Raw genomic sequence first — 26,328 nt, forward strand, 5'->3', positions numbered from 1 at the left:
CCGAAGCATCACGGAACGGCCGGGCCCCTGCCCGGCCGTTTTCATTTGGCGCGTCGCGCCGTTCAGGGAAGAGAAACGGCCGCCACGGCCGGACTAGCGCGGCGCCGGCGCAGCTGGAGCAGCAGCACCGGGCTGGCCATGGCGATGCCGACCAACGTGGATGGCAGCCCCGGCGCGACCGTTGGCAGGGCGGCGACGATCAGCACCGCTCGCTCCCACCCGCGCAAGGGCGCCAGCATGTAGGCGCTGAACGCCGCCGACAGCATCACGATGCCGGCCATGCACCCGAAGGTGGTGACCAGGAAATCCGTCCAGGTGAAGCCCTGGGTGACGATCAGCATGGCCGGCCCATAGGTGAACACGAACGGCACCAACGCCTTGCCCAGCGCCAGCCGGAACGCCGTGTTGCCCGTTCGGAACGGGTCGGCCCCGGCCATGCTGGCGCCCGCATAGGCGGCCAACGCCACCGGCGGCGTCACGTCGGCGAGCACGCCGTAATAGAACACGAAGAAATGCGCCACGATGGGCGCTACGCCGAGCATGCCGAGCGTCGGCGCCGCGACCGTCACCATGATGATGTAGGTCGCCGTGGTCGGCACGCCGCAGCCCAGCAGGATGCAGACGATCGCGGTCAACAGCAGCGTGAAGAACAGCGTGGCGCCTTGGGGCGTGAACACGCCGGCCGGCAGGACGGCCAGCACGGCCCCGCCCATCTGGCTGGCGAGTTGCGTCACCATCCAGGAGATCTTGAAGCCCACGCCCGTGAGCGTGATCACCCCGACGATGATGCCGACCGTGGCCGCCGCCGCGCCCACGGAGATTGCGTATTTCGCCCCGACCACGAAGGCGTCGCCGATATCCGCCACGCGGGCCCGGCCTTCGGGGCTGGACAGCCAGGACCAGGCGAGCAGACCGACGAGTATGGCCGCCATGGGGAGGATGAACACCCACTTGGTCAGCAGCCCCAGCGCGACTGCGCCCACCAGCGCCGCGAACGCGGCCACGGACAGGACCGGCGAACGGCCGACGCCGACGATGATGCAAGAGGTGATGCCCCAGAACGCGGCCAGGTACGGCGTGTAGCCGCTGAACAGCACGAGCAGCAGCACCGCGAGCGGAATGACCGTCTGCCACCCCTCCCGGATGGTCTGCATCGGATCGGGCAGTTCCTCGCGGGTGAGTCCGCGCATGCCCTTCTTCCTGGCCTCGAAGTGAACCTGGCAGAACACGCCGAAGAAATGCATGAACGCCGGCACGATCGCGGCCAGGATGATCGTCGAGTAGGACACGCCCAGGAACTCGATCATCAGGAAGGCGGCCGCCCCCATGATGGGCGGCGTGATCTGGCCCCCGGTGGAGGCCGTGGACTCCACCGCGGCGGCGAAGTGCTTGGGATAGCCGAGCCGGATCATCGCCGGGATCGTCAGCGAGCCCACCGTCACCGTGTTTGCGATGGACGAGCCCGAGATCATGCCGAACAGAGCCGAGCCGAAGATGGCCACCTTGGCGGGCCCGCCCGCGTAGCACCCCGCCACCCAGGACGCGAGGTCGATGAACAGTTTGCCGAGCCCGATGCGGGTCGCGAGCACCCCGAACAGAACGTAGTGGAAGACGTAGGTCGCCACCACGCCGAGCGCGACGCCGTAGATTCCCTGACTGGTGAGGTAGAGGTGATTGACCACCCCGCTCCAGGTGGCGCCCGGGTGCGTGAAGATGCCCGGCATGGACGGGCCGAAATAGGCGTAGGCCATCAGCCCCACCGCGATCAGCGGCAACGCGATGCCGACAGAGCGACGCGTGGCCTCCAGCAGCACCACGATCAGGATCGTGCCCATGACGACGTCGGTGGTGTTCGGGTTCCCCACGCGGAACGCGAGGTCCTGGAAGATCCACGGCACGTAGAGGCTCGCCACGGCGGCCGCGACCGCCAGGGCCCAGTCGACCAGCAGGATGCCGCCGGGCCGCCACCAGGCGTGGGGCGCGACCCGGTTCTGGTCGCGCGCGCGCCCGGCGAACACGAGGAAGATGAGGCCCAGCACGAAGGCCATGTGGACGCCGCGGTGCGTCGTCTCGGGCAGGAGCCCGAAGCCCGCGGTGTAGTAGTGGAAGCAGGACAGGGCGAAGAGCAGGCCGGCCACGATCCAGGCGGTGGCCGGCAGCAGCGGCCGGAAATGGATCTCCGGATCGAACTGCTCTTCGAGCTTGAGCGGGTCGGCTTCGAGAACGGCCGCATGGCCGCCGGCGCGCTTTTCCGTCAACGTGATTCCCTCGCCTGCGGACCTGTATTCGCCCGTGTGTCACTCACCCATCCAGACGCCTTAAGGGCGCGGACCTCTCCACCGTCATCCCCGGCCGGAGCGGCGCAGCCGCGCAGGGGAAGGGGATCCAGGGGCCGCGCGCGCCGGCCTTGGGCCAGCTCGCGCAGGCCGCGGATGACGGCCCTGCCGCGCTCGCCGACGACCAGCATGAGCGCCAAGCCCCCTGGATCCCCTTCCCGGCCTGCTGGGCAGGCCGCCGGGGATGACGCCGAGAACCGTCGCCGCGTTCAGCCTGGGTCAGGCCGGCTGCCTGCCTCACGGCGGGGCGCCGGCGCCGCTCGACGCCTGCCCCGCCTCAGACTAGCCCTACTTGAGCACGCCCGCTTCCTTGTAGAAACGCTCGGCTCCCGGGTGAACCGGTATGCCGGCGCCGGCGAGCGCCGTCTCCTTGCGGATCATCTTGCCCTTGGCGTGCCCGGCGTCGAGCGTCGCCCGGGCCTTGTCGGACCACAGGGCCTTCGTGATCGCGTACACCGTGTCGGCCGAAACCTTGGCCGAGGTCACCCACTGGGCGCCGACCGCCAGCGTCTTCGCGGCGTCCGCGCCCTTGTAGGTCCCAGCCGGGATCTCGTCAGCGGCGAAGAACGGATACTGCTTCAGCAACGCGTCCACCTGCGGCCCCGTGATGGGCACGATGTCGATGCCGCCGCCCGTGGCCGCGAGCTCGGAGATGGCGCTGGTCGGATAGCCGCCAACGAACACGAAGGCGTCAAGGGAACCATCCCGCAGCTTGTCCGCCGCCTGGTTCGGCTTCACGTATTCGGGCTTGATGTCGTTCTCGGTCAGGCCGAACGCCTTCATGATGATGCGGGCGTCCACCAGCGTGCCCGAGCCCGGCTCGTCCAGCGACACGCGCTTCCCCTTGAGGTCCGCCACCGACTTCACGTTGGCGCTCTTGGCCGCCACGAAGTGGATGCTCTCCGGGTAGAGGTTGGCGATGAGGCGCAGGTCCTCGGCCTTGGGCTTGCCCTCGAACAGGCCCGTGCCCGTATAGGCCCAGGCGGCCACGTCGGCCTGGGTGAAGCCGGACTCAAGCTGTCCGCTCACGATGCCGTTGATGTTCGCGACGGAGCCGTTGGACGCCTGCGCGGTCAGGATCAGGTTCGGCGGATTGGAGACGGCGTTGGCGATCATGCCGCCTACCGGATAGTAGGTGCCGGCCGTGCCGCCAGTGCCGATGCGAAAGAAGGTGGGGCCCTGCGCCGACGCGCGGCTTGCCCCCATGGCGGCGATGGACAATCCCGCGGCCAGCCCCGCGAGGTCGCGCCGGGTGAATTCCGTCATCTTCAACTCCCTGTCTCTCTTTTGGCGCGCCTGGCGGGCGCGCCGGCCGAGATTACAGGGTTGTCATGCGGCGTCCATGCCCTTCGGCCCGGGAACTCGCAGCCGCTACAACGGCGTACCCATGTAGAGGCCGATCAGGTCCACCTCGGCGATACGGCGCGCCCGCGCCTGGGTCCACATCGTGGCGGGGTCGCAGCCATCCTCGAAACCGAGCGGCTCGGGAAGCGCCAGCAGGCGGAAATAGTAGTTGTGAACGCTGGCCTCGCCGGGAGGCTGGGGACCGTCATAGCCCACACGGCCAAATCCGTTCATCACCTGCCGAAGGCCGGCGGGCGCCAGCGCCGGGTCCGAGCCCGCGCCCTCGGGCAGATGCTCGGCGGTGAAGTCGAAGGCGCCCCAGTGGACGAAATTGCTTGCGTCGGTGTCTTCCACCAGCAGGGCGTAGCAGCGTGTCCCCTCCGGCGCGCCCTGGATGATGAGTGGCGGCGATATGTTCTCGCCGAACCGCGTGAACCGCTTCGGGATGGCCTGCCCATTGGTGAAGAGCGGGCTCGTGAGAAAGAAGCTCATCGGGCCGCCCTCACGCCATGCCGCCGTCAGACCGTTCGCCATGGGCCGTGTCGATGCCCAGCGCCGTGTAGCCCGGGCAGTGGCCGGTCACGCCGCGGGCGATCAGGAGCGCGCCGACGAGCGCCCGCAGGGCGCCCCAGGTGGTGCCGCTGCGCAGGCCGTCGATGGTGATCAGGGCTCCCCCGATGGTGGAGAGCGCCCGCTCCGTCCCGCCGACATTAGTGGAGGCTCCGCCCGGATTGCCGAAGGAATGCGCGATGTCGCTCATAATGTGGTCTCCCAGAAGCTGCGACTGCAAACCGGACACGCGCCGCGTCGTTCCTTTCCGGCGCAAAAATGCGGAGGATCACGCACATGCCGCGCTGAGCCTCCACAGTTCCGACACATGACTCGGGAGGCTTGGAGCGATGCGGCAACCTTGGCCTGAGGCCCCGAGTTGACCAGCTGGAAAACGTGCGCAGCGGCGGCGCGCCCAACGGAGGTCTCCCCATGATCCGCAATCTCATGCTCCCGGACGGAACGAGCGTTCCGAACCTCGGCATGGGAACCTGGAAGATGGGCGAGCGAATGGAGCGGCGGCGTTCCGAAATCGAGTCCGTCCAGCTCGGCGTGGAGCTCGGCATGACGCTGGTCGACACGGCCGAAATGTACGGCGACGGGCGCACCGAGCAATTGCTGTCACAGGCCCTGCAGGGTCTGCGCAAGGATGTCTTCCTGGTCAGCAAGGTCTACCCGCACAACGCCGGGCGTGCCGCCATGAAGCGCGCCTGCGAGGCGAGCCTACGCCGGCTCGGGACGGACTACCTGGACCTCTACCTCCTCCACTGGCCGGGCAGCGTGCCCCTGGAGGAGACGATCGCCGGCTTCGAGGACCTGCGCGGAGCCGGCAAGATCCGCGCCTGGGGAGTCAGCAACTTCGACACCTCGGACATGCAGGACCTGCTGGCCGCCGGCGGCGAGGCCTGCCAGACGAACCAGATCCTCTACAACCTCGTCCGCCGCGGGCCGGAGTTCGAGCTGATGCCATGGCTTCAGGGCCGCAGCATGCCCACCATGGCCTATTCGCCCATCGAACAGGGCGCCCTGCCGCACACGAACGCGCTCACGGCGGTCGCCAAGAAGCATGGCGTCACGCCCTACCAGGTCGCCCTCGCCTGGGTGCTGCGCCGGGATGACGTGATCGCGATTCCCAAAGCTGGGACCGTGCAGCACGTACGCGAGAACCGCGCCGCCGCCGACCTCGCGCTGGATGCCGAGGATTTCGCCCAGCTCGACCGCGACTACCCGCCGCCACGCCGCAAGCGCCCGCTCGACATGCTCTGAGGCGCCCAACAAGGCGAAAGGGACCCAGGGCGGAGCTATGACCCTGGATCCCTCCCCTTCGCGGCCAAGCCGCAGTCTTCTGGCGGAAGATCCGCTCCGCCCGACCGGCCGCAAGGAGCGCGGCCAGCAGGCGGCGCTCCGTCATCTGGAGCGCTATCGCGTGGTGCGGATCACCTGGATGTCGAGGTCCCGGATCTTCTTGCGGAGCGTGTTTCGGTTGAGCCCCAGCAGCTCCGCCGCCTTGATCTGGTTGCCGCGGGTCGCGGCCAGAGCGGCGCCGATCAGCGGCTCCTCCAGGTCCCTCAACACCCGGTGATAGAGCCCGGGCGGCGGCAGGTCGCCCTTGAACTGGGCGAAGTACTTGCCGAGGTGCCGTTCCACCGAGGCCATCAGGGTGTCGTCCTCCGGCGCAGCCTCGCCGGGCTTCGTAACCGTGGACGGAGACGCCAGGCTCGGCTCCGCCAGCTCCGCCTCGATCAGCGGCTCCGTGATAGTCTCCTGCGGGTACAGGGCGGCGAGGCGCCGGACGAGGTTCTCCAGCTCGCGCACGTTGCCGGGCCAGCGGTAGCGCTTCATCCGGTCGAGCGCCGCGGCGTCGATCTGCTTGCGTGGCAGTCCCTCGCGCTCCACCAAGGTGAAGAAGTGCCGCACGAGGTCCGCGATATCCTCCGAGCGCTCGCGCAGCGGCGGCAGCCGCAGAGGCACGACGTTGAGCCGGAAGAACAGGTCCTCGCGGAACAGGCCCTGCTGGATGGAGATCCGCAGGTCCTTGTTGGTGGCCGCCACGATGCGGACGTTGGTCTTGATGGGCGTGCGCCCGCCGACGGTGGTGTACTCGCCCTGCTGCAGCACGCGCAGGAGCCGCGTCTGCGCCTCCATGGGCATGTCGCCGATCTCGTCCAGGAACAGCGTGCCGCCCTCGGCCTGCTCGAAGCGCCCGGACGCCCGCTGCAACGCTCCCGTGAAGGCGCCCTTCTCGTGGCCGAAAAGCTCGCTCTCGATCAGGTCCCGCGGAATGGCCGCCATGTTGACGGCCACGAACGGCCCCTTCCGCCGCTTGCCGTAGTCGTGCAGGGCCCGGGCCACCAGCTCCTTGCCCGTGCCGGACTCGCCGGTGATCATCACCGTGAGGTCGGTCTGCATGAGCCGCGCAAGCGCCCGGTAGATCTCCTGCATGGCCGGAGAGCGGCCGACCAGCGGGATGTCCTCGGGATGATCCGGCTCTTCCGCGCTGGGCGCGCCCTTGGGCCGCGACAGCGCGCGGGAGACGATGGCCATGAGCTCCTTCAGGTCGAAGGGCTTGGGCAGGTACTCGTAGGCGCCCCGCTCGGACGCCTTGATGGCGGTCATGAACGTGTTCTGGGCGCTCATGACGATGATCGGGAGATCGGGCCGCAGCTTCTTGATGCGCGGCAGCACGTCGAACGCGTTCTCGTCCGGCATCACGACATCGGTGACCACGAGGTCGCCCTCGCCGGCCGCCACCCAGCGCCACAGGCCGGAAGCGGTGCCCGTTGACCTGACTTCATAACCGGCGCGCGCAAGCGCCTGATTCAAAACGGTCCGGATTGCGGCATCGTCGTCTGCGACGAGGATAGTGCCACTCGGCATCGATCACCCTTCATAGTTGTCAGGCCCGACCATCGCGCGCCACATGCATGGGCATGAGCACGCGGAAGGTGGTTCTCCGGGGCAGGGAGTCGCACTCGATCACGCCTCCGTGGTCCCCGACGATCTTTGCTACCAAAGCAAGACCGAGGCCACTCCCGCTCTGCTTGGTAGTGACGAAGGGGTCGAAGAGGTGCCGGATGAGGTCGTCCGGCACGCCGGGGCCGTTGTCGCGCACGCAGAATTCCAGCGGGAGGCTCACGCGTTCGCGCGAGCCCGGGGCCGTGATGCGCACGCCGGGACGAAACGCGGTGGTGAGCTCGATTTCCCCGTCCACCGCGTCCGGGCCAATCGCCTCCGCTGCATTCTTCACCAGGTTGAGAAAGACCTGGATGAGCTGGTCGCGGTTGCCCATGACCGGCGGCAGCGAGGGATCGTAGGTCTCGATGAACCGGATATGCCGCGCGAATCCGGAAGCGGCGAGCCGCTTCACGTGCTCAAGCACGGCGTGGATGTTCACCGGCTCGCGTTCGACGGGACGGCCGTCCGCGAAATCCTCGAACCGGTCCACGAGCTTCACGATCCGATCCGTTTCGTCGCAGATCAGGCGGGTGAGCCGCCGGTCGTCGTCGGAGGCCGACATCTCCAGCAACTGGGCTGCCCCACGAATCCCGGACAGCGGGTTCTTGATCTCGTGCGCCAGCATGGAGCCGAGCGCGGAAATCGAACGCGCCGCGCCGCGATGGGTCAACTGCCTGTCTATTTTTTCGGCAATTGTCCGTTCTTGCAGCATCAGCACGACATGAGGGTCGCCCTCGCCCGCCGGCGCGACGAACACGTCGACGATGCGCTCGCTGCCGAGCCGCGGGCTGCCGATGTCCACGCGGTACTCGTTCATGCTGCCTTCGCGGCGTCGGGCCTCGTCCACCAGGTTCAGGATGGGCGAGCCGAACGGCAGCAAATCCGCGAGTTGATGCCGCTTCAGCATCGGCCGGCTCATCTCGAAGAAGAACTCGGCCGCCGCATTGGCCTCCGCCACCTTGCCGTCCGTGTCGATCAGCAGCACGGGCAGCGGCAGCACGTTGAGGATGGCCTCGCCCCGGCCGCCTGGCGTGGCGGCCGGCTCGCGTCGGCGGTTCAGGTTGAGCGTGAAGTTCATGCGGCGGCGTCCAGCAGGGGGCTGTCGAAGGCGGCGTTGAGCGCCGCGATGACTGCGGTAGGAGAGTCCTGGGTCACGAGCGCCTGGCGCAGGTCCTGGGGAACCGCATGGCCCTGGCGAACGAGGTCTTCGGCGTAGGCGGCGAGGTGCTTGCGCGCATGGCGCAGCCCCACATGGACGCCATAGGCCGAGAGGAGGCTGTCGTAATGTTCGAGCGCGGCCAGTCGGCGTTCCTCGATGCTCGGCGCCTTCGCCGGCTCGCCGGCAAGGGCCTTGGCGATGACGCCCGGCAACCAGGGCCGCCCCACGGCCGCGCGGCCCACCATGACGCCGTCCGCGCCGGAGCGCGCCAGCATGGCGCGCGCGTCCTCGACGCTGGCGCAGTCGCCATTGGCGATCACCGGGATCGAGACGGCGTCCTTGACGGCGCGGATCGCCGCCCAATCCGCCTGCCCCTTGTAGAACTGGCAGCGCGTGCGCCCATGAACCGTGACGAGCTGGACGCCCGCCTCCTCCGCACGACGCGCCAGATCCGGCGCGTTCCGCGCCGTGTCGTCCCAGCCCAGCCGCATTTTCACCGTGACCGGGATCGAGACGGCTGCGACGGTGGCCTCGATGAGCGAGAGCGCGTGATCCAGGTCGCGCATGAGGGCGGAGCCGGCAAGCCCGCCCGTAACCTTCTTGGCCGGGCATCCCATGTTGATGTCGACCGCCGCTGCGCCTGAGGCCTCCGCCACCTTTGCGGCCTCGCCCATCCAATACGGCTCGCGCCCGGCGATCTGGACCACGTGCGGATCGACGCCCGTCCCCTCCGCCCGCAGCTGCGCCTCGGCGGAGCCCCGAACAAACTCGTCTGACGCGACCATCTCGGACACCACGAGCGAAGTGCCGAACCGTCTGGCGATGCGCCTCAAGCCGACATCGGTCACCCCCGACATAGGGGCGAGCGCCGTGCAGCCGTCCAAGACCAGCGCACCAATCCTGACTGGGGGAAGGGAGCCCTGCCCCTTTTTTGTGCAGTCTACCATGGCGCCTGCATTCTAGACATCTTTTGCGCTGCAACAAGGGGCTCGGGCGCTCCATCCTCTCGATCGCTCCGCCTGTCGCCTGGCGGCGACGGTTTGACGGTGGCCTCGTTCCGCGTCAAACGAGAGCCATGTCAAAGCAGCCCGTCTGGGCCGTGTTGGTCGTCGCCGCGGGACGTGGCGAGCGGGCCGGCCTAGGCCTTCCCAAGCAATACCGGCCAGTGGCCGGGATCAGCGTCCTCGCGCGCAGCATCCTGGCGCTGGGCGAAGCCCTGCCCGAGGCGCAAATCCTATGTGCGACGGGCCCCGAGGACGGCCCGCGCTATGCCGCGATGCTGGATGAATTGCCGCCCGAACTCGCGCGCCGCCTGCTGCCGCCCGTCATCGGAGGCCCCACGCGGCAAGCCTCCGTGCGCAACGGGCTGGAGTCGCTGTCCCGGCTCGCCACGCCGCCGACGCACGTCCTTATCCACGATGCCGCGCGGCCGTTCGCCTCCGCATCGCTTGTTCAGCGGGTCGCGGCCGCAGCCGCCGAAACCGGCGCCGCCGTTCCGGGCGTACCTGTCGTAGACACGATCAAGCGAGTGGACGCAGCCGGCGCGATCATCGAAACGCCCGCCCGCAGCGAACTCCGGGCGGTCCAGACCCCGCAGGCCTTCGCGTTCGAGCCTTTGCTCGCGGCGCATCGCCGTGCGGCCGACGCCGGCGTTGCTGACCTGACCGACGACGCCGCCGTCGCGGAATGGGCGGGCTCGACCGTCCGCGTGGTAGAGGGAGATGTGCGCAACGTGAAGCTCACCCGCCCCGAGGATTTCGCCGAGGCCGAAGCCCGGCTGAGCCGGCCGCTGGAGACCCGCGTCGGCTTCGGCTACGACGTGCACGCCTTCGGTCCCGGAGACCATGTGATGCTGGGCGGCGTCGCCATTCCGCACAGCCAGGGCGTCACCGCGCATTCGGATGGCGACGTGGCCCTGCACGCGGTCACGGACGCCGTGCTCGGCGCCCTCGCCGACGGCGACATCGGCTCGCATTTTCCGCCCTCCGACATGCAGTGGAAGGGCGCGTCGTCCGACCGCTTCCTCGCCCATGCGGTGGACCTTGTCCGGGCCCGCGGCGGGCGCATCGACCATGTCGACGTGACGATCGTGTGCGAGGCGCCCAAGGTCGGCCCGCACCGCGACGCCATGCGGGCGCGCATCGCGGACATCTGCGCCATCGCGCCGGGGCGCGTCGCCGTGAAGGCGACCACCTCCGAGCGCATGGGCTTCACCGGCCGGGGCGAGGGCATCGTGGCCCAGGCCATCGCCACCCTGCGCCTGCCGCCGGAGCCGGAAGCATGATCCCGCACGACATCGAGAACCGCGCGGCCGCCGTGCTGGCTCACCTGCGCACCCGGGGCATGAAGGCCGCCACGGTGGAGTCTTGCACCGGCGGGCTGGTGTCGGGCGCCCTCACCGCCGTCCCCGGCTCCTCCGACGTCGTGGAGCGTGGCTTCGTGACCTACTCCAATGAGGCCAAGGTGGAATTGGTCGGGGTCCCCCCGGACGTGATCAGGGCCCATGGCGCCGTCAGCGAACCGGTGGCCCGCGCCATGGCCGAAGGCGCCCTCGCCCATTCGCCCGCGGACGTCTCCGTCGCCATCACCGGGGTCGCCGGCCCCGGCGGCGGCTCGGACCTGAAGCCGGTCGGCCTCGTCCACTTCGCCGCCGCCCGCCGCGGCGGGACGACGATCCACCTGGAGCGCCGCTACGGCGACCTCGGCCGCGCCGGCATCCGCGAAGCCGCCGTGCGCGACGCCCTGGACCTGCTGGAGCGCGTCAGCGCCTGACCGGGCGGTCAGGCTCCCAGCCCAGTCTTTGCGAGGAGCGCAGCGACGAAGCAATCCAGGGGCCACGGCCTCCAACCCTCAGGTTCGCGCCCATCCCCCTGGATTGCTTCGCTGCGCTCGCAATGAGGGGGAAGGGCCTGCCCGACCCTACGCCGGCCCCTCGGCCTGGGCCCCAAACCGCCGCCCGACGCCGTAGACCACGTTGGCCCGCTCCTCGAAGGCTTCGGCGAACTTCCGGAAGGCGCGCTCGAACATGGCGCCCATCAGCAGCCCGAGGGTGCGGCTGCGGAATTCGTAGTTGATGTAGAACTCGATCACGCACCCGGCGGGATCCGCCTGGAACGACCAGCGGTTCTCCAGATGCCGGAACGGCCCGTCCACGTACTCGACCAGGATCTTGAGCCGCGGCCGGTCCAGCGTGACCCGGCTGGTGAACGTCTCGTGGATCGCCTTGTAGCCGACCGTCATGTCGGCCACGAGCACCTCCACGCCCTCCCCGCTCTGCGACCGGCGGCGCACCTTGAGTCCCTCGCACAGCGGCAGGAACAGTGGGTACTTCTCCACGTCTGCGACGAGGTCGAACATGTCGGCGGGGGTGTGCTTCACCCGCCGCGTGGTGCGGAAGGAGGGCATGCCGGCTCAGGCGCCCTGCCGGGCGAGGCGCGCCGCCTTCAGCTTGGCGAAGTCCTCGCCGGCGTGGTGGGACGAGCGGGTGAGCGGCGAGGACGACACCAGCAGGAAGCCCTTGGTCTGGGCGATGGTCTCGAAGCTCTTGAACTCGTCCGGTGTGACGAAGCGGATCACCGGATGGTGCTTCTTGGTCGGCTGCAGGTACTGCCCGATGGTGAGGAAATCCACGTCGGCCGAGCGCAGGTCGTCCATGAGCTGCAGCACCTCGTTCCGTTCCTCGCCGAGCCCTACCATGATGCCGGACTTGGTGAAGATGGTCGGGTCGAGCTCCTTCACCCGCTGCAGCAGGCGGATGGAATGGAAGTAGCGCGCGCCGGGCCGCACCTTGAGGTACTTGGACGGCACCGTCTCAAGATTGTGGTTGAACACGTCCGGCCGCGCCGCGACCACCACCTCCAGCGCCCCGTCCTTGCGCAGGAAGTCGGGCGTCAGCACCTCGATCGTGGTTTTCGGGCTCGTAGCCCGGATGGCGCGGATCACCTGGGCGAAGTGCTCGGCGCCGCCGTCGGCGAGGTCGTCCCGGTCCACGGAGGTGATGACGACGTGCTCCAGCCCGAGCTTGGCGACCGCCTCGGCGATGTGCGCCGGCTCAAGCGGATCGAGCGCGCCCGGCAGGCCGGTCTTCACGTTGCAGAAGGCGCAGGCCCGCGTGCAGGTGTCGCCCATGATCATGAAGGTGGCGTGCTTCTTGTCCCAGCATTCGCCGAGATTGGGGCAACCCGCCTCCTCGCACACGGTGACGAGGTTGTTCTCGCGGACGATGCGGTTGGTCTCGGCCCATCGGGGCGAGCCCGGCGCTTTGACGCGGATCCACTCGGGCTTGCGCTGCACTGGCTGGTCCGGCCGATGCGCCTTCTCCGGATGGCGGGGACGCGTGTCCTTGTTCAGCGTGTCCAGGAGAACGGCCATTGCTTCAAGCTCCTCGCGGCCGAGGGCCGCGCTCAACGGGAGGTAGTCAGTTTTGGGCGCCGCGGCAAGGCGGAGGACTACGGCGCCATGGTCGCATGGGCGGACTGCATCTACTCGCCGTCATCCCCGGCCGGAGCGGCGAAGCCGCGGAGGGGAAGGGGATCCAGGGGCAGCGCGCGCCACGCATTGCCCTCGGAATCGCCCAGGAAGCGAACCCAGTTCCCTGGATCCCCTTCCCGGCCTGCTGCGCAGGCCGCAGGGGATGACGGCGCTTAGTAACCCGGAGGCCGGCCGCGAACCTGCCGCCAGATCCACAGCACCAGCACCGCGCCGATCACGGCCGCCACCAGCGTGCGGAAGAAGCCGAACACGGGGACGTTCAGGAGCTCCGCCAGCTTGCCGCCCACGAAGCTGCCGGCGATGCCGACAAGCAGGTTGGTGAACAGCCCGTGGCGGGACTCGGTGATCTTCTCGGCGATCCAGCCGGCCAGCACGCCGACCACCAGCATGGCGAAGAACCCCATGCCTGGGTTGCCGAGGGCGCCGTAGGTCTGTTCGTCCATCAGGTGCCTCCTGGGCGTCGTTCTGGCCTAGACGTGGATCACCCGCCCATACGCGTCCAGCACGCTCTCGTGCATCATTTCGGAGAGCGTCGGGTGCGGGAACACCGCGTGGATCAGCTCTTCCTCCGTTGTCTCCAGGTTCATGGCGACAACGTAGCCCTGGATGAGCTCGGTGACTTCCGCGCCGACCATGTGGGCCCCGAGCAGCTTGCCGGTCTTGGCGTCGAAGATCGTCTTCACCAGCCCGTCCGGCTCGCCGAGCGCGATGGCCTTGCCGTTGCCCACGAAGGGGAAGCGGCCGACCTTCACCTGGTAGCCCTGCTCCTTGGCCTTCGCCTCGGTCAGGCCGACGCTTGCGACCTGCGGGTTGCAGTAGGTGCAGCCCGGGATCTTGAGCTTGTCCATCGCGTGCGTATGCAAGCCCTTGATGGTCTCGATACAGATCACGCCCTCGTGCTCGGCCTTGTGCGCCAGCATGGGCGGGCCCGCGACGTCGCCGATGGCGTAGATCCCGGGCACGTTGGTGCGTCCGAGCCCGTCCGTGACGATGCTGCCCCGGTCCATCTTCACGCCAAGGCCCTCGAGGCCCAGGTTTTCCGTGTTGCAGACCACGCCCACCGCGGAGATGAGCCGCTCGGCCGTGAGCGTCTGCGTGGCGCCCTTCTCGTCCTGGATGGTGGCGGTGACGGAGTTGGCGCCCTTCTCGACCTTGGTCACCTTGGCCCCGGAGAGGATCTTCATCCCCTGCTTCTCGAAGCGCTTGCGGGCGAGCGCCGCGATCTCGGCGTCCTCAACCGGCAGGATCTGCGGCAGCACCTCGACCACGGTCACCTCGGCGCCCATGGTGCGATAGAACGAGGCGAACTCGATGCCGATGGCGCCCGAGCCGATCACGATCAGCGACTTCGGGAACGCATCCGGCTTCATGGCCTCGAAATAGGTCCAGATCAGCTTGCCGTCCGGCTCAATGCCGGGCAGCACACGCGGGCGCGCGCCGGTCGCCACGATGATGTGCTTGGCCGCGTAGGTCCCCTCCCCCTTCACGCCCTTCGGCACGGGGTTCTGCGGCTGAACGGCCGGCTTCTTGGGCGCCGAGACCTTCACCTCGCCGGGCTTCGTGATGAAGGCCTCGCCCCAGATCACGTCGACCTTGTTCTTCTTCAGCAGGAAGCCCACGCCCTGGTTGAGCTGCGCCGAAACGTTGCGCGAGCGCTTCACCACGGCGGCGGGATCGAACCCCGGCTGGCCCTGCAGGGTCAGGCCATAGGCCTGCGGATGCTGCATGTAGTGGTAGATCTCGGCCGAGCGCAGCAGCGCCTTGGTGGGAATGCAGCCCCAGTTCAGGCAGATGCCGCCGAGGTGCTCGCGCTCCACCACGGCCGTCTTGAACCCGAGCTGCGCCGCGCGGATGGCGGTCACATACCCGCCCGGCCCGCCGCCGATGATGATCACGTCATAGGTTTCGGCCATTTGGCTCTCCCGTCATGCCCGGGCTTGACCCGGGCATCCACAAGAGGCCGGGCCACACGAAAGCGTGGATGGCCGGGACAGCCCGGCCATGACGAACAGGTGGCTAGACCAGCATGCTCATGGGGTTCTCGATGAACTCCTTGACCGCCGAGATCAGCTGGGCGCCCAGAGCCCCGTCCACCGAGCGGTGGTCGCAGGACATGGTGATGCTCATGACCGTGGCGACGGCCAGCTCGCCCTTGCGGACGACGGCGCGCTGCTCGCCCGCGCCCACGGCCAGGATGGTCGAGTGCGGCGGGTTGATCACGGCCGTGAAGTCCTTGATGCCGAACATGCCCAGGTTGGACACGGCGGTGGTGCCGCCCTGGTATTCCTCCGGCTTCAGCTTGCGGTCCTTGGCGCGGACCGCGAAGTCCTTCATCGCCTTGGCGATGGCCGAGAGGGTCTTCTCCTCGGCCTTGCGGATGATCGGCGTGATCAGGCCGTTGCCGGGCAGCGCCACCGCGACGCCGACATCGGCGTGCTTGTGCTTCAGCATCGCGCCTTCGGTCCAGGTGACGTTGGCGTCCGGCACGCGCATCAGCGCCATGGCGAGCGCCTTGATCACCATGTCGTTGACGGAGACCTTCCAGGCCGGCGCGCCGTCCTTGCCCTTGGGCGCGGAGCCGTTGACCTGCTCGCGCAGCTTCAACAGCGCGTCGATCTCGCAGTCCACCGTGAGGTAGAACTGCGGGACCGTCTGCCGCGCCTCCGTGAGGCGGCGCGCGATGGTCTTGCGCATGTTGTCGTGCGGGATCTCCTCGTAGCTGCCGGGCTCGAAGAGCTTCTTCACGGCCTCGTCCGAGGCCGGAGTCGGCGCAGGCGCACGGGCCGCAGGCGCAGCGGCCGGAGCCGCCGTGGGCTGGGCCGCCGGCGCGGCCTTGGCAGCCCCGCCCTCCATGGCGGCGCGAACGTCGCGCTCCACGATGCGGCCGTGCGGGCCGGAGCCCTGGATCCGCCCGAGGTCGAGCCCGGCCTCCTTGGCGATGCGCTTGGCCAAGGGCGAGGCGAAGACGCGCGCGCCTTCCGCCGTCTGCGGGGACGGGGCTGCGGGAGCGCCCGCCGCCGGAGCGGCAGCCGTGAAGGAGGCGGCCGAGTGGGACTCGGGCGCCGCCGCAGCGGCTTCGGACTGGGGCGCGGCAGCCGCCTGGGCGGCGGCGGGCGGCGCCGCCGCCGTCACTACGTCAGGCGCGTTCTGGGGAGACTTCGCGCCGGGGGCGGAAGCAGCCCCGCCGGCGGCGACCGCCTTGGGGTCTTCGCCGTCGCCGGCGATCAGAGCGATGAGCTCGTTCACCGGCACGTCAGCCGTGCCCTCGGGCACCACGATCTTGGCGAGGACGCCCTCGTCGACCGCCTCCACCTCCATGGTGGCCTTGTCGGTCTCGATCTCGGCGATGACGTCGCCGGCCTTGATGGCGTCGCCTTCCTTCTTGAGCCACTTGGCGAGGTTGCCCTTCTCCATGGTGGGGGAGAGGGCCGGCATCAGGATGTTGATGGGCATGGGCGCTCTCCGCTCAGCGGTAGGTCACGGCGCGGCAGGCGTCGATCACCTCGGCGACGCTCGGCAGGGCGAGTTTCTCGAGGTTCGCCGCGTACGGCATGGGCACGTCCTTGCCGGTGACGCGCTTCACGGGGGCGTCGAGGTAGTCGAAGGCCCGCTCCATGATCTGCGCCGCGATCTCGGCGCCGACGCCGGACTGCGGCCAGCCCTCTTCCACCGTCACGCAACGGCCGGTCTTCATCACGGAGGCCACGACCGTGTCGATGTCCATGGGACGGATCGTCCGCAGGTCGATCACCTCGGCGTAGATGTGCTTCTTGGCGAGCTCCTCGGCCGCCTTCAGGGCGTAGGTCATGCCGATGGAGAACGACACGATCGTCACGTCCTTGCCCGGGCGGGCGATGCGCGCCTTGCCGATTGGCAGGACGAACTCGTCCATCTTGGGCACGGGGGAAGACTGCCCGTAGAGGATCTCGTTCTCGAGGAAGATCACCGGGTTCGGATCCCGGATCGCCGCCTTGAGCAGGCCCTTGGCGTCGGCCGCGTTGGACGGGGCGATGACCTTGAGGCCGGGCACCTGGGAGTACCAGGCGGTGTAGTCCTGGCTGTGCTGGGCGGCGACGCGGGCGGCGGCGCCGTTCGGGCCGCGGAACACGATGGGGCAGCCCATCTGGCCACCCGACATGTAGAGGGTCTTGGCCGCGGAGTTGATGATCTGGTCGATCGCCTGCATGGCGAAGTTGAAGGTCATGAACTCCAGCACGGGCCGCAGGCCCGTCATGGCCGCCCCGACGGCGACGCCGGCGAAGCCGTGTTCCGTGATCGGGGTGTCGATGACGCGCCGCGCGCTGAACTCCTGCAGCAAGCCTTGCGTGATTTTGTAGGCGCCCTGGTATTCGGCGACCTCCTCGCCCATCACGAACACCGTCTCGTCGCGACGCATCTCCTCCGCCATGGCGTCGCGGAGCGCCTCGCGCATGGTGATGGTGACCATCTCGGTCCCGGCCGGGATCTCGACGGAGCTGTCATAGGCGCCCTGGGTCGGCGACGCAGGAGCAGCCGGCACGGTCGCGGGAGCGCTCGCCTCGGGTTGGCGCTCCTCCTTGGGCGGAGGCGGCGTCTGCGCGGCGCCGGCGTCCACGGCCACGTTGTCGGCCGCGACATTGGCCGGCGCGCTTGCCGGGGAAGCCCCGCCGCCCGCGGCCGCGGCCGCGACGTCCTCGCCGTCGGCGGCCAGGATGGCGATCTTCTCGTTCACGGGCACGTCGGCCGAGCCGGCCGGCACCAGAATCTTGGCGAGCACGCCCTCGTCGACCGCCTCCACCTCCATGGTGGCCTTGTCGGTCTCGATTTCGGCGATCACGTCGCCGGGCTTCACCTTGTCGCCCTCGTTCTTGAGCCACTTGGCGAGATTGCCCTTCTCCATTGTCGGAGACAGGGCCGGCATGAGGATATCGATCGGCATGGGCGGGAAATCCCGTGAGAAAGGGTCGGCGGATCGCGGCGGCCGCGGGGAAGCGGCCGGCGTCGCGATCAGTTCAGGATATCGGTCCAGAGCTCGGAGGCGTCCGGCTCGGGATCGTTCGTGGCGAACTCTGCCGCCGCGTTGACGATCTCGCGGACCTTGCCGTCCACGGCCTTGAGCTCGTCCTCGGAGACCTTCCACTGCTCGAGCAGCCGCTTCCGGACCTGTTCGATGGGGTCCCGCTCCTCGCGCATCTTCTGCACTTCATCCTTGGACCGGTACTTCGCCGGGTCGGACATGGAGTGGCCGCGGTAGCGGTAGGTCTGCATCTCGAGGATGTATGGGCCCTTGCCGTCCCGGCACCACTGCACGGCGCGCTGCGCGGCGGCGTAGACAGCGCGGACGTCCATGCCGTCAACCTGCTCGCCCGGGATGTTGAAGGAGATGCCGCGCTTGGAGAAATCCGTCTGCGCCGAGGCGCGGGACACCGCGGTGCCCATGGCGTAGCGATTGTTCTCGATCACGTAGATCACGGGGAGCTTCCAGAGCTCCGCCATGTTGAAGCTCTCGTAGACCTGACCCTGGTTGGCCGCGCCGTCGCCAAAATAGGTCAGCGAGACATTGTCGTTGCCGCGGTAGCGGTTGGCGAAGGCCAGGCCCGTGCCCAGCGACACCTGCGCGCCCACGATGCCGTGGCCGCCATAGAAGTGCTTCTCCTTGCTGAACATGTGCATGGAGCCGCCCTTGCCCTTGGACAGGCCGCCCCGGCGCCCGGTCAGCTCGGCCATCACGCCCTTGGCGTCCATGCCGCAGGCCAGCATATGCCCGTGGTCGCGGTAGCCGGTGATGACCTGGTCGCCTTCCTTGGTGGCCATCTGCATGCCGACCACCACGGCCTCCTGGCCGATGTAGAGATGGCAGAAGCCGCCGATGAGGCCCATGCCGTACATCTGGCCCGCCTTCTCCTCGAAGCGGCGGATCAGGAGCATCTCGCGGTAGGCCGCGAGGTCCTGCTCACGGGTGAGTTCGGCGATCTCGGGCGTCTTGCCTCGGGCGGAACGGGCGACGGCTTGGCTCTTGTTTGCGCTTGCTTTCGGCGCAGTGGGGCTCTTCCGGGCGGCGACCGCCATGGGCTCCTCCTTCTCGCCCCCAACGGGGCTCAAATAATCGGCGCCACATTAGCGGAACCCAAGGCCGGAATCGAGAGCCGAAAAAGGCGGAAGCTCAGCCTCGCCATCAAAGCAAGTTGCTGCAATTCCACAACAAATGAGAATGAACCAAAGTTCGGTTCATTCACTTTTTTCGGCGCCCGCTCCATGCTGCGGCGCATCATTGCGCAGCAGTCTGCCCCGCGCCCGTGATGATCACCACGTCATGCTTGTGCAGCCGGTTGAGAGCCAGACGCGCGCGCTCCTCCAGAAGATCCCGGTCCATGGTGGCCGGGCGCAACATGGACACGCGGCGCTCCCAGTCGGTCTTTTCCTGCTGCTGCTGCTCCAGCTCGGACTCGAGCGCCCGGATCTGCATCTTGAGCGCCACCTTGCTCTCGATGCCGCGGTTGCCGTGCTGGGCGTGGTAGACGAAGTACGAAACGACCGCCGCCGAGACCGCGTAGAGCGCGAGCGGAATCAGGACAGCGCGGAGGCGATGACGGACGACCATGGGCGCCACAGTGGGACCGCGATGGTTGAGCGCGGGTTAACGCCGCCGCAGAAGCGAGACGCCGAGAAGCCCGAGCACCACCACCAGCATGCCCGTCCACTGCAGGACCGTAGGCCACTCGCCGAGCACCGGAATCGCCAGCAGGAAGCCCGCCACCGGGGTCAGCGACGAGAACCGCGCCGTCACCTCGGCGCCGAGCCTGCGCAGGCCCCAGGACCAGATCAGCTGCCCCAGGATGAGCACCAGCACGCCCTGGTAGAAGCCCTGGAACAGGATCATCCCCACCGGGGCGGTACCCAGCTTGCTGGGAAGGAACAGCAGGTGGACCGGCACGTAGGCCAGCGACAGCACCGCGATCACCGCGGCCGCCACGAGCGGCTGGACGCGCCAGCGATGACCCAGGAAGGTCATGCCGGCCCACAGCGCGCCCGCCCCGAGGAAGACGATGTCGCCGGCCAGCGTCGAGGCGCCCGCCTGGGCGGGCTGGGCGGAGCCGCCGAGCGCCAGGATCACGAGCCCGGCGAACACCACCGGCAGGCCGAGCAGCACCGGTCGCGGCGGCAGGGCCCGCATGGCCATGGCCGCGAACAGGGCGGTGAAGATCGGCACGCTGCCCGGCTGGATGCACGTGCCGTGCAGCGCCGGCGCGAGCGTCAGGCCGATATTGGAGGTGACGATCATCGGCGCGCCGCCCGTGGCGGCCAGCGCGATGCCCTTGCCCCATCCGAGCCCGCAGCAGTCGCGCCATCCCAACCGGATGAACACCGGAAGCATGATCACGCCCGCGAAGATGAAGCGCAGCGAAGCGATGTCGAAGGCGGTGAAGGAGGACGTCACGCCCATGCGGACGCCGACGAACTGTCCGCCGAAGATGAAGACGCTGAAGCCCAGCGCAGCCAGCGCGAGGTTCTTGCTGTCGGCGAGTGACGCGGGGGAGCGGCCTGCGGCCGGCAGCGAGGATTCGACCATGGTCGCAGCTTCGCGGCGCGGGCGGGTCGGGTCCACTGGCGCCGCCGCGCGGCAGGGCTGCACGAAAAAGGGGGAGCCGCGAGGCTCCCCCTGGAAGACAGCTCAGCCGGAAGAGGCTCAGCGAAGCGCCTTGAGCGCGCTGCGGCCGGCGTAGCGGGCCTGGGCGCCGAGCTCCTCCTCGATGCGAATGAGCTGGTTGTACTTCGCCAACCGGTCGGAACGGGCGAGCGAGCCGGTCTTGATCTGCCCGCAGTTGGTGGCGACCGCCAGGTCCGCGATGGTGGCGTCCTCCGTCTCGCCCGAGCGGTGGGACATCACGGCCGTGTAGCCGGCGCGCTGCGCCATCTCGACGGCGGCCAGCGTCTCGGTCAGCGAGCCGATCTGGTTCACCTTGACCAGGATGGAGTTGGCCACGCCCCTGGCGATGCCATCCGACAGGCGCTTCACATTGGTGACGAACAGGTCGTCGCCCACCAGCTGGCACTTGGAGCCGATCAGGTCGGTGACGATCTTCCAGCCCTCCCAGTCGTCCTCGGACATGCCGTCCTCGATGGAGACGATAGGGTAGGCGCCGACGAGCTTGGCCAGGTACTCGGCCTGCTCCTGGATGGAGCGGGTCTTGCCCTCGCCCTCGTAGTGGTAGGCGCCGTTCTTGAAGAACTCGGTCGAGGCGCAGTCCAGGGCGATGAACATGTCCTGGCCGGGCTTGAAGCCCGCCTGCTCGATGGACTTCATCACGAAGTCGAGCGCGGCTTCCGCCGACGGCAGGTTCGGCGCGAAGCCGCCCTCGTCGCCGACGTTGGTGTTGTGGCCGGCTTTCTTGAGCGCGCCCTTGAGGGTGTGGAATACCTCCGCGCCCATGCGAACCGCCTCGGCCAGGGAGGAGGCGCCGACCGGCATCACCATGAATTCCTGGAAGTCGATCGGGTTGTCCGCGTGGGCGCCGCCATTGACGATGTTCATCATCGGCACCGGCAGGACGCGGGCCGACGTGCCGCCGACATAACGATACAGCGGCAGCGCGCTGGCGTCCGCGGCCGCCTTGGCCACCGCGAGCGAAACGCCCAGGATGGCGTTGGCGCCGAGACGGGCCTTGTTGGGCGTGCCGTCGAGGTCGATCATGATCTCGTCGATCTTCACCTGGTCCTCGGCGTCCATGCCGCCGATGGCGTCGAAGATCTCCGTGTTGACGGCGTCCACGGCCTTGCGCACGCCCTTGCCGAGGTAGCGGCTCTTGTCGCCGTCGCGCAGCTCGACGGCCTCGTGGGCGCCTGTCGATGCCCCGGACGGGACCGCGGCGCGACCCATGGACCCGTCTTCGAGGATGACATCCACCTCGACCGTCGGATTCCCGCGGCTGTCCAGGATTTCTCGCGCGGTGATGTCAATGATGGCGGTCATTTGGGTCCTCCTGAAGTCCGGTCCCGAGCCTGGCAGGCTTGAGGGCTCGCCGCGGCTTTTAAGCCATCATCGCCGCGAAGCAAGAAGCTGCGGCGACGCTCGCCTCGACCCTTCGGATGAAAACGGGTAAGCCCACGCCCAAACGCGCCCTGCGCTCCCCCTGACGGAGGCCCCATGGCCATCGAAACCACCCAGCTCGGCAAGCCGAGCGCCCTCCCCGCCTCGCCGGAGGAAGCCGTCCTCGACCGGGTGCCGAACCCGCACCCGGACACCCTCTACCTCGCCCGCTTCACGGCGCCGGAATTCACTTCGATCTGCCCGGTGACCGGACAGCCCGATTTCGGCATCCTGGTGATCGACTACGCGCCCAAGGGCTGGCTGGTGGAATCGAAGTCGCTGAAGCTCTACCTCAACAGCTTCCGCAACCACGGCGCCTTTCACGAGGACTGCACCGTCGGCATCGGCAAGCGCCTGGTGGAGTTGCTCGAGCCGCAATGGCTGCGCATCGGCGGCTACTGGTTTCCCCGCGGCGGCATCCCGATCGACGTTTTCTGGCAGACCGGCGAGCCCCCGAAGAGCCTGTGGCTCCCCGACCAGGGCGTTCCGCCCTACCGGGCGCGGTAAGCCTTTCCAAGGCCAGCATGGATCCGGGGCCACGCCCCGAATTCGTCAGCGCACCCAACGCGTCCTTCCCGGCGTCATCCCCGGCGGCCTTCGCAAGCAGGCCGGGAAGGCGATCCGGGGCCAACGCGCGATACGCCCGGCCCTTCACCCCACCCCGGCCTTGCGGGCCGACCCTCCCCGTCCAGGGGAGGGTGGGAAGCCGCCCAGCCGTGGCGCCCCCACGCGACGCGAGTGGGAGGGGAGGTGTTCCGTGGCCCCTGGATCCCCTTCCCGCGCCTGCGGCGCGCCGGGGATGACGGCGGAGGCGCTTCAGTGGAACTTGACATTATTCCTATTGTGTGCACCATGGTCCCCACTCTCGACCCGGGAGGGGAGCGCATCCGGAGCGGTCCGTTGCGGGGTCGAGGCGCGGCGCCTGCGGGGATCGTGCACCGGAACGATCCTCCCGGGAGGCCTTCCCGGAGCGGCGATGTCGGGGACCAGGGGGCGTGAGCCCCGGAAGCCCCGCCGGCGCAGCGCAATCCCGCCCGCCCCGTACTACGGCGGGGCCGTGGACTTGAGGACACCGTAAGGCTCGCGCCGTCCGAGGCCCGATGAGGGATAGGGCGGCGGGGGCCGGAGAGTGGGTCGGGAAGGGTCGAAAAATCGCCGGTCGCGGGGCGTCGGTCCATCCGAATCTCACGCGTAAAAGCATTGATGGACCGGCGCCCCCCGGCGTCCCCTCCGCCTTACCTCCGCGCGCCAGCCGGAGAACGATCGCCCATGCCTGAAGGCCTCCCCCGTCATTGCGAGGAGCCCGCAGGGCGACGAACCAATCCAGGGGGACTGGGCGCCATCCTCATCAGCAACGGAGAGACACACGCGCCTTGCCCCTGGGTTGCTTCGTCGCTGCGCTCCTCGCAAGGACGGAGAGAAGGCGACCCATTGTCCACCACCGTCATTGCGAGGAGCCCAAAGGGCGACGAAGCAACCCAGGGGGACTGGGCGCCATCCTCATCATCAACGGAGACACACCGCCTGGCCCCTGGATTCCTTCTTCGCTGCGCTCCTCGCAAGGACGGAGAGAAAGCGACCCATTGTCCACCACCGTCATTGCGAGGAGCCCAAAGGGCGACGAAGCAATCCAGGGGGACAGGGCGCCATCCTCATCACCAACGGAGACACACGCGCGCCTTGCCCCTGGATTGCTTCGTCGCTTCGCTCCTCGCAAGGACGGAAGCCTGGGCGCTCCGGGGCTGCTCTTTGAAACCCCGATCAGCGCCCCTTGGCGAGCCGGTCGAACGCCATCAGCGTCTCCAGCAGCGCCGGCATCTCCTTCAGCGGAACCATGTTGGGCCCGTCCGACAGGGCGTTCTCCGGTTTCTCATGGGTCTCGATGAACACGCCGGCGACGCCCACCGCGACCGCGGCGCGCGACAGGACGGGCACGAACTCGCGCTGGCCGCCCGAGGACGTCCCCTGCCCTCCCGGCTGCTGCACCGAATGGGTCGCGTCAAAGATCACCGGCGCGCCGGTGCGGGCCATGATCGGCAGCGCCCGCATGTCGGTGACCAGCGTGTTGTAGCCGAAGGACACGCCGCGCTCGGTGACCATGACGTTGGCGTTGCCAGCCCCGGTCACCTTGGCGACCACGTTCGCCATGTCCCAGGGCGCCAGGAACTGGCCTTTCTTCACGTTCACGACCGCCCCGGTCTGCGCCGCAGCGACCAGCAGATCCGTTTGGCGGCACAGGAAGGCCGGAATCTGCAGGACGTCGACGACCTCGGCCACTGGGGCGCACTGGGCCGCGTCGTGCACATCGGTCAGGACGGGCAGGCCGAGGCTCTCCTTGATCTCGGCGAAGACCTTGAGGGCGGCGTCCAGGCCGACGCCCCGGGCTCCCGACAGCGATGTCCGGTTCGCCTTGTCGAAGGACGTCTTGAAGACGAACGGAAGGCCGAGCTTGCCGGTGATCTCCTTGAGGGCCGAAGCCATCTCGAGCGCGTGCTGCCGGCTCTCCATGGCGCAGGGGCCGGCGATGAGGGCCAGCGGCAGGTCGTTGCCGAAGCGGACGGATCCGACCGAGACGGTCGTGTTGGGACGGGTGTCAGTCATGCCTGCCTCTTAACGCGTGGGATGCGGCTTCGCGAGGGTCCCGGAACGCCGACGGCCGCAAACCCGGGGACGGCCGGAACAGGCCGGCAGGGCGCCCAGCGGTCATTGACCTTACGACCGCGGCAACGCGGCGTAGTACTCGGCCAGCGCCTCGAATTCCTGCTCGGTCATGTGCCGGGACATGTAGCGCATCTCCTTGTGGGGGCGCTTGCCTGTCCGGAACGCCTTCAGCTGGTTGAGCAGGTAGACCACGTTCTGCCCGGCCAGATGCGGCACCTCCACATCCTTCGCTATTCCATCATAGCCATGACACGGCGCGCAGGCGTCGAGTTGCACCGGCCGCCGCGCGGTCTGGGCGGCGGCTGCCCCGGCGGAGAGGAACACGGCGACGGCGAGGCCGAGGCGACGCATCTATTTGCGGTCCTTGTCGTACGGGTTCTCCGGCGTCCGCAGGCTGAGGCGGATGGGCGTGCCCGGCAACTCGAAGGTCTCGCGCAGTCCATTGACCAGATAGCGCGTGTAGCTGTCCGGCAGCTCGTTGAGCTGGTTTCCGAAGATCGCGAAATGCGGCGGCCGCGCCTTGACCTGGGTCATGTAGCGGATCTTGATCCGGCGGCCCGAAACGGCGGGCGGCGGATGATTGTCGACGATCCGGGTCAGCCAGCGGTTGAGCGCCGCGGTGGAGACCCGCTTGGACCAGACCTCCGAGGCCTCGAAGCAGGCCTCCAGCAGCTTGTCGAGGCCATCGCCCGTGAGCGCCGAGACGGGCACGATCTTGGCGCCCTTCACGTTGGAGAGCAGGTGCTCGCTGTCCTCGACCAGCTTCTTCAGCTTGCCGGGCTCGCCGGCCACAAGGTCCCACTTGTTGACCGCCACCACCAGGGCGCGGCCCTCCTTCTCGACCAGCCCCAGGATGGCGAGGTCCTGCTTCTCGAACGGGATGGTGGCGTCCAGCAGCAGCACCACGACCTCGGCGAAGCGCACGGCGCGCAGGCCGTCGGCGACGGACAGCTTCTCCAGCTTGTCCTCCACCTTGGCGCGCTTGCGCATGCCGGCGGTGTCGAACAGCTTCACGGGCTTGCCGCGCCATTCCCACTCGATGCCGATGGAATCGCGGGTGATGCCGGCCTCGGGCCCCGTGAGCAGGCGGTCCTCGCCGATCATGCGATTGATCAGGGTGGACTTGCCCGCGTTGGGCCGGCCGACGATGGCGATGCGCAGCGGGCGCACGGCGTTCTCGTCCCGCTCCTCGCCCTCAGGCTCCTCGAACTCGTCCTCTTCGGGCGCAGCGGTATGTTCCGGCAGCGCCTCGCGCAGGGCGTCGTAGAGGTCCGAGAGTCCCTCGCCGTGCTCAGCGGAGATCGGCACCGGGTCGCCCAGGCCCAGGCCGAAGGCCTCGTAGGTCTGCAGGCCCACGGCCCTGCTCTCGGCCTTGTTGGCGAGCAGCACAACGGGCTTGCTGGCGCGGCGCACCAGGCCGGCGAAGTGGCGGTCGATGGGGGTGACGCCGGCCCGGGCGTCGATCACGAAAAGGATGGCGTCAGCGTCCTGGATCGCCGCTTCGGTCTGCTGGCGCATGCGGCCGGCAAGCGAGGCGTCGTCCGCCTCCTCCAGGCCGGCCGTATCGATGGCCGTGAAGGTGAGGTCGCCGAGGTGCGCTTCGCCCTCGCGCCGGTCGCGGGTCACGCCAGGCTGGTCGTCGACCAGCGCGAGCTTCTTGCCGACGAGGCGGTTGAACAGGGTCGACTTGCCGACGTTCGGCCGACCGATGATGGCGACCGTGAAGGTCATGACAGGCCTCTCAGGGGCGCGCCGCACCGACGGCG

The 26,328-nt window shown here is 68.7% G+C and carries 25 protein-coding genes; 4 read left to right on the plus strand and 21 right to left on the minus strand.

Features of this window, described 5'->3' with window-relative positions; all coding sequences use genetic code 11:
* Positions 1-62: 62 nt before the first annotated feature.
* From SLNSH_RS03410 to SLNSH_RS03425, 4 genes are all read right to left on the minus strand, one after another.
* Positions 63-2,264, minus strand: a complete 2,202-nt coding sequence (locus SLNSH_RS03410) for a TRAP transporter permease (RefSeq protein WP_425352970.1) — start codon at positions 2,262-2,264, stop codon at positions 63-65.
* A gap of 360 nt (positions 2,265-2,624) precedes the next feature.
* Positions 2,625-3,608, minus strand: a complete 984-nt coding sequence (locus tag SLNSH_RS03415; protein WP_425352968.1) for a TAXI family TRAP transporter solute-binding subunit — start codon at positions 3,606-3,608, stop codon at positions 2,625-2,627.
* A 99-nt stretch (positions 3,609-3,707) separates the two neighbouring features.
* On the minus strand, positions 3,708-4,172 hold the full coding sequence (locus tag SLNSH_RS03420; protein ID WP_158266661.1) for a YbhB/YbcL family Raf kinase inhibitor-like protein: 465 nt from the start codon (positions 4,170-4,172) through the stop codon (positions 3,708-3,710).
* Between the two features lie 10 nt (positions 4,173-4,182).
* Positions 4,183-4,440, minus strand: a complete 258-nt coding sequence (locus SLNSH_RS03425; protein ID WP_106335261.1) for a YgaP family membrane protein — start codon at positions 4,438-4,440, stop codon at positions 4,183-4,185.
* A 221-nt stretch (positions 4,441-4,661) separates the two neighbouring features.
* Between SLNSH_RS03425 and SLNSH_RS03430 the strand changes: the two genes are divergently transcribed.
* The gene (locus SLNSH_RS03430) at positions 4,662-5,495 is read left to right on the plus strand and encodes an aldo/keto reductase (RefSeq protein WP_106335262.1); all 834 of its coding nucleotides are present in this window, start codon (positions 4,662-4,664) and stop codon (positions 5,493-5,495) included.
* A 153-nt stretch (positions 5,496-5,648) separates the two neighbouring features.
* Here SLNSH_RS03430 and ntrC read toward each other — a convergent pair whose 3' ends face one another.
* From ntrC to dusB, 3 genes are read right to left on the minus strand one after another with little or no spacing between them, the layout of a single operon-like run.
* Positions 5,649-7,106, minus strand: coding sequence for a nitrogen regulation protein NR(I) (gene ntrC / locus SLNSH_RS03435; protein ID WP_106335263.1), 1,458 nt, complete (start codon positions 7,104-7,106; stop codon positions 5,649-5,651).
* Positions 7,107-7,125: 19 nt separating this feature from the next.
* Positions 7,126-8,262 (minus strand): two-component system sensor histidine kinase NtrB, encoded by a 1,137-nt coding sequence (locus SLNSH_RS03440; RefSeq protein WP_106335264.1) that lies wholly within the window; start codon positions 8,260-8,262, stop codon positions 7,126-7,128.
* On the minus strand, positions 8,259-9,290 hold the full coding sequence (gene dusB / locus SLNSH_RS03445) for a tRNA dihydrouridine synthase DusB (protein WP_106335265.1): 1,032 nt from the start codon (positions 9,288-9,290) through the stop codon (positions 8,259-8,261). The genes SLNSH_RS03440 and dusB overlap by 4 nt, the downstream gene beginning before the upstream one ends.
* A gap of 128 nt (positions 9,291-9,418) precedes the next feature.
* Here dusB and SLNSH_RS03450 point away from each other — a divergent pair, with 128 nt between their 5' ends.
* Positions 9,419-10,627, plus strand: coding sequence for a bifunctional 2-C-methyl-D-erythritol 4-phosphate cytidylyltransferase/2-C-methyl-D-erythritol 2,4-cyclodiphosphate synthase (locus tag SLNSH_RS03450; protein ID WP_106335266.1), 1,209 nt, complete (start codon positions 9,419-9,421; stop codon positions 10,625-10,627).
* Positions 10,624-11,115 carry a CinA family protein gene (locus SLNSH_RS03455; RefSeq protein WP_106335267.1) on the plus strand — a complete coding sequence of 164 codons (492 nt, stop codon included), beginning with the start codon at positions 10,624-10,626 and terminating at the stop codon, positions 11,113-11,115. Before SLNSH_RS03450 ends, SLNSH_RS03455 begins: the two co-directional genes overlap by 4 nt.
* Before the next feature lie 147 nt (positions 11,116-11,262).
* Here SLNSH_RS03455 and SLNSH_RS03460 read toward each other — a convergent pair whose 3' ends face one another.
* From SLNSH_RS03460 to eno, 11 genes are all read right to left on the minus strand, one after another.
* Positions 11,263-11,748: a type II toxin-antitoxin system RatA family toxin gene (locus SLNSH_RS03460; protein ID WP_106335268.1), complete on the minus strand. Its 486-nt coding sequence runs from the start codon at positions 11,746-11,748 to the stop codon at positions 11,263-11,265.
* A 6-nt stretch (positions 11,749-11,754) separates the two neighbouring features.
* Positions 11,755-12,714 carry a lipoyl synthase gene (lipA, locus tag SLNSH_RS03465; protein ID WP_106335269.1) on the minus strand — a complete coding sequence of 320 codons (960 nt, stop codon included), beginning with the start codon at positions 12,712-12,714 and terminating at the stop codon, positions 11,755-11,757.
* Between the two features lie 272 nt (positions 12,715-12,986).
* Positions 12,987-13,277 carry a GlsB/YeaQ/YmgE family stress response membrane protein gene (locus SLNSH_RS03470; protein ID WP_106335270.1) on the minus strand — a complete coding sequence of 97 codons (291 nt, stop codon included), beginning with the start codon at positions 13,275-13,277 and terminating at the stop codon, positions 12,987-12,989.
* Between the two features lie 27 nt (positions 13,278-13,304).
* Positions 13,305-14,747, minus strand: coding sequence for a dihydrolipoyl dehydrogenase (gene lpdA / locus SLNSH_RS03475; RefSeq protein ID WP_106335271.1), 1,443 nt, complete (start codon positions 14,745-14,747; stop codon positions 13,305-13,307).
* A 103-nt stretch (positions 14,748-14,850) separates the two neighbouring features.
* Positions 14,851-16,287 carry a pyruvate dehydrogenase complex dihydrolipoamide acetyltransferase gene (locus SLNSH_RS03480; RefSeq protein WP_106335272.1) on the minus strand — a complete coding sequence of 479 codons (1,437 nt, stop codon included), beginning with the start codon at positions 16,285-16,287 and terminating at the stop codon, positions 14,851-14,853.
* A gap of 13 nt (positions 16,288-16,300) precedes the next feature.
* Positions 16,301-17,752 (minus strand): pyruvate dehydrogenase complex E1 component subunit beta, encoded by a 1,452-nt coding sequence (locus SLNSH_RS03485; protein WP_106335273.1) that lies wholly within the window; start codon positions 17,750-17,752, stop codon positions 16,301-16,303.
* A 68-nt stretch (positions 17,753-17,820) separates the two neighbouring features.
* Positions 17,821-18,882: a pyruvate dehydrogenase (acetyl-transferring) E1 component subunit alpha gene (gene pdhA, locus SLNSH_RS03490; RefSeq protein WP_106335274.1), complete on the minus strand. Its 1,062-nt coding sequence runs from the start codon at positions 18,880-18,882 to the stop codon at positions 17,821-17,823.
* Between the two features lie 29 nt (positions 18,883-18,911).
* On the minus strand, positions 18,912-19,085 hold the full coding sequence (locus SLNSH_RS25200; RefSeq protein ID WP_210202475.1) for a hypothetical protein: 174 nt from the start codon (positions 19,083-19,085) through the stop codon (positions 18,912-18,914).
* Complete coding sequence (locus tag SLNSH_RS03495; protein WP_106335275.1) at positions 19,082-19,414, minus strand: FtsB family cell division protein; 333 nt, start codon at positions 19,412-19,414, stop codon at positions 19,082-19,084. Before SLNSH_RS03495 ends, SLNSH_RS25200 begins: the two co-directional genes overlap by 4 nt.
* A gap of 36 nt (positions 19,415-19,450) precedes the next feature.
* Positions 19,451-20,383: a DMT family transporter gene (locus SLNSH_RS03500; protein ID WP_106335276.1), complete on the minus strand. Its 933-nt coding sequence runs from the start codon at positions 20,381-20,383 to the stop codon at positions 19,451-19,453.
* A 117-nt stretch (positions 20,384-20,500) separates the two neighbouring features.
* Positions 20,501-21,784 carry a phosphopyruvate hydratase gene (eno, locus tag SLNSH_RS03505; protein ID WP_106335277.1) on the minus strand — a complete coding sequence of 428 codons (1,284 nt, stop codon included), beginning with the start codon at positions 21,782-21,784 and terminating at the stop codon, positions 20,501-20,503.
* A gap of 174 nt (positions 21,785-21,958) precedes the next feature.
* Between eno and queF the strand changes: the two genes are divergently transcribed.
* On the plus strand, positions 21,959-22,408 hold the full coding sequence (gene queF, locus SLNSH_RS03510; RefSeq protein WP_106335278.1) for a preQ(1) synthase: 450 nt from the start codon (positions 21,959-21,961) through the stop codon (positions 22,406-22,408).
* 1,254 nt (positions 22,409-23,662) lie between these two features.
* On the opposite strand, the gene kdsA is transcribed toward queF, so the two are convergent.
* The 3 genes from kdsA to der all read right to left on the minus strand — a co-directional run bounded on the left by kdsA (position 23,663) and on the right by der (position 26,293).
* Complete coding sequence (gene kdsA / locus SLNSH_RS03515) at positions 23,663-24,502, minus strand: 3-deoxy-8-phosphooctulonate synthase (RefSeq protein ID WP_106335279.1); 840 nt, start codon at positions 24,500-24,502, stop codon at positions 23,663-23,665.
* Positions 24,503-24,613: 111 nt separating this feature from the next.
* The gene (locus SLNSH_RS03520) at positions 24,614-24,913 is read right to left on the minus strand and encodes a c-type cytochrome (RefSeq protein ID WP_106335280.1); all 300 of its coding nucleotides are present in this window, start codon (positions 24,911-24,913) and stop codon (positions 24,614-24,616) included.
* Positions 24,914-26,293 carry a ribosome biogenesis GTPase Der gene (der, locus tag SLNSH_RS03525; RefSeq protein WP_106335281.1) on the minus strand — a complete coding sequence of 460 codons (1,380 nt, stop codon included), beginning with the start codon at positions 26,291-26,293 and terminating at the stop codon, positions 24,914-24,916.
* Positions 26,294-26,328 lie beyond the last annotated feature (35 nt).

It is taken from the genome of Alsobacter soli (assembly GCF_003004785.1).
Taxonomy (GTDB): domain Bacteria; phylum Pseudomonadota; class Alphaproteobacteria; order Rhizobiales; family Beijerinckiaceae; genus Alsobacter; species Alsobacter soli.

Bases quoted from the DNA above. Each gene is read 5' to 3' on its own strand.
- lipA (WP_106335269.1), bottom strand. From the start codon at position 12,714: ATGGCCGTTCTCCTGGACACGCTGAACAAGGACACGCGTCCCCGCCAT.
- SLNSH_RS03495 (WP_106335275.1), bottom strand. From the start codon at position 19,414: ATGGTCGTCCGTCATCGCCTCCGCGCTGTCCTGATTCCGCTCGCGCTC.
- SLNSH_RS03485 (WP_106335273.1), bottom strand. From the start codon at position 17,752: ATGCCGATCGATATCCTCATGCCGGCCCTGTCTCCGACAATGGAGAAG.
- eno (WP_106335277.1), bottom strand. From the start codon at position 21,784: ATGACCGCCATCATTGACATCACCGCGCGAGAAATCCTGGACAGCCGC.
- SLNSH_RS25200 (WP_210202475.1), bottom strand. From the start codon at position 19,085: ATGATGCGCCGCAGCATGGAGCGGGCGCCGAAAAAAGTGAATGAACCG.
- SLNSH_RS03455 (WP_106335267.1), top strand. From the start codon at position 10,624: ATGATCCCGCACGACATCGAGAACCGCGCGGCCGCCGTGCTGGCTCAC.
- pdhA (WP_106335274.1), bottom strand. From the start codon at position 18,882: ATGGCGGTCGCCGCCCGGAAGAGCCCCACTGCGCCGAAAGCAAGCGCA.
- dusB (WP_106335265.1), bottom strand. From the start codon at position 9,290: ATGGTAGACTGCACAAAAAAGGGGCAGGGCTCCCTTCCCCCAGTCAGG.
- lpdA (WP_106335271.1), bottom strand. From the start codon at position 14,747: ATGGCCGAAACCTATGACGTGATCATCATCGGCGGCGGGCCGGGCGGG.
- kdsA (WP_106335279.1), bottom strand. From the start codon at position 24,502: ATGACTGACACCCGTCCCAACACGACCGTCTCGGTCGGATCCGTCCGC.
- SLNSH_RS03460 (WP_106335268.1), bottom strand. From the start codon at position 11,748: ATGCCCTCCTTCCGCACCACGCGGCGGGTGAAGCACACCCCCGCCGAC.
- queF (WP_106335278.1), top strand. From the start codon at position 21,959: ATGGCCATCGAAACCACCCAGCTCGGCAAGCCGAGCGCCCTCCCCGCC.
- SLNSH_RS03470 (WP_106335270.1), bottom strand. From the start codon at position 13,277: ATGGACGAACAGACCTACGGCGCCCTCGGCAACCCAGGCATGGGGTTC.
- SLNSH_RS03480 (WP_106335272.1), bottom strand. From the start codon at position 16,287: ATGCCCATCAACATCCTGATGCCGGCCCTCTCCCCCACCATGGAGAAG.
- SLNSH_RS03420 (WP_158266661.1), bottom strand. From the start codon at position 4,172: ATGAGCTTCTTTCTCACGAGCCCGCTCTTCACCAATGGGCAGGCCATC.
- SLNSH_RS03450 (WP_106335266.1), top strand. From the start codon at position 9,419: ATGTCAAAGCAGCCCGTCTGGGCCGTGTTGGTCGTCGCCGCGGGACGT.
- SLNSH_RS03430 (WP_106335262.1), top strand. From the start codon at position 4,662: ATGATCCGCAATCTCATGCTCCCGGACGGAACGAGCGTTCCGAACCTC.
- SLNSH_RS03440 (WP_106335264.1), bottom strand. From the start codon at position 8,262: ATGAACTTCACGCTCAACCTGAACCGCCGACGCGAGCCGGCCGCCACG.
- SLNSH_RS03520 (WP_106335280.1), bottom strand. From the start codon at position 24,913: ATGCGTCGCCTCGGCCTCGCCGTCGCCGTGTTCCTCTCCGCCGGGGCA.
- SLNSH_RS03425 (WP_106335261.1), bottom strand. From the start codon at position 4,440: ATGAGCGACATCGCGCATTCCTTCGGCAATCCGGGCGGAGCCTCCACT.
- ntrC (WP_106335263.1), bottom strand. From the start codon at position 7,106: ATGCCGAGTGGCACTATCCTCGTCGCAGACGACGATGCCGCAATCCGG.
- der (WP_106335281.1), bottom strand. From the start codon at position 26,293: ATGACCTTCACGGTCGCCATCATCGGTCGGCCGAACGTCGGCAAGTCG.
- SLNSH_RS03500 (WP_106335276.1), bottom strand. From the start codon at position 20,383: ATGGTCGAATCCTCGCTGCCGGCCGCAGGCCGCTCCCCCGCGTCACTC.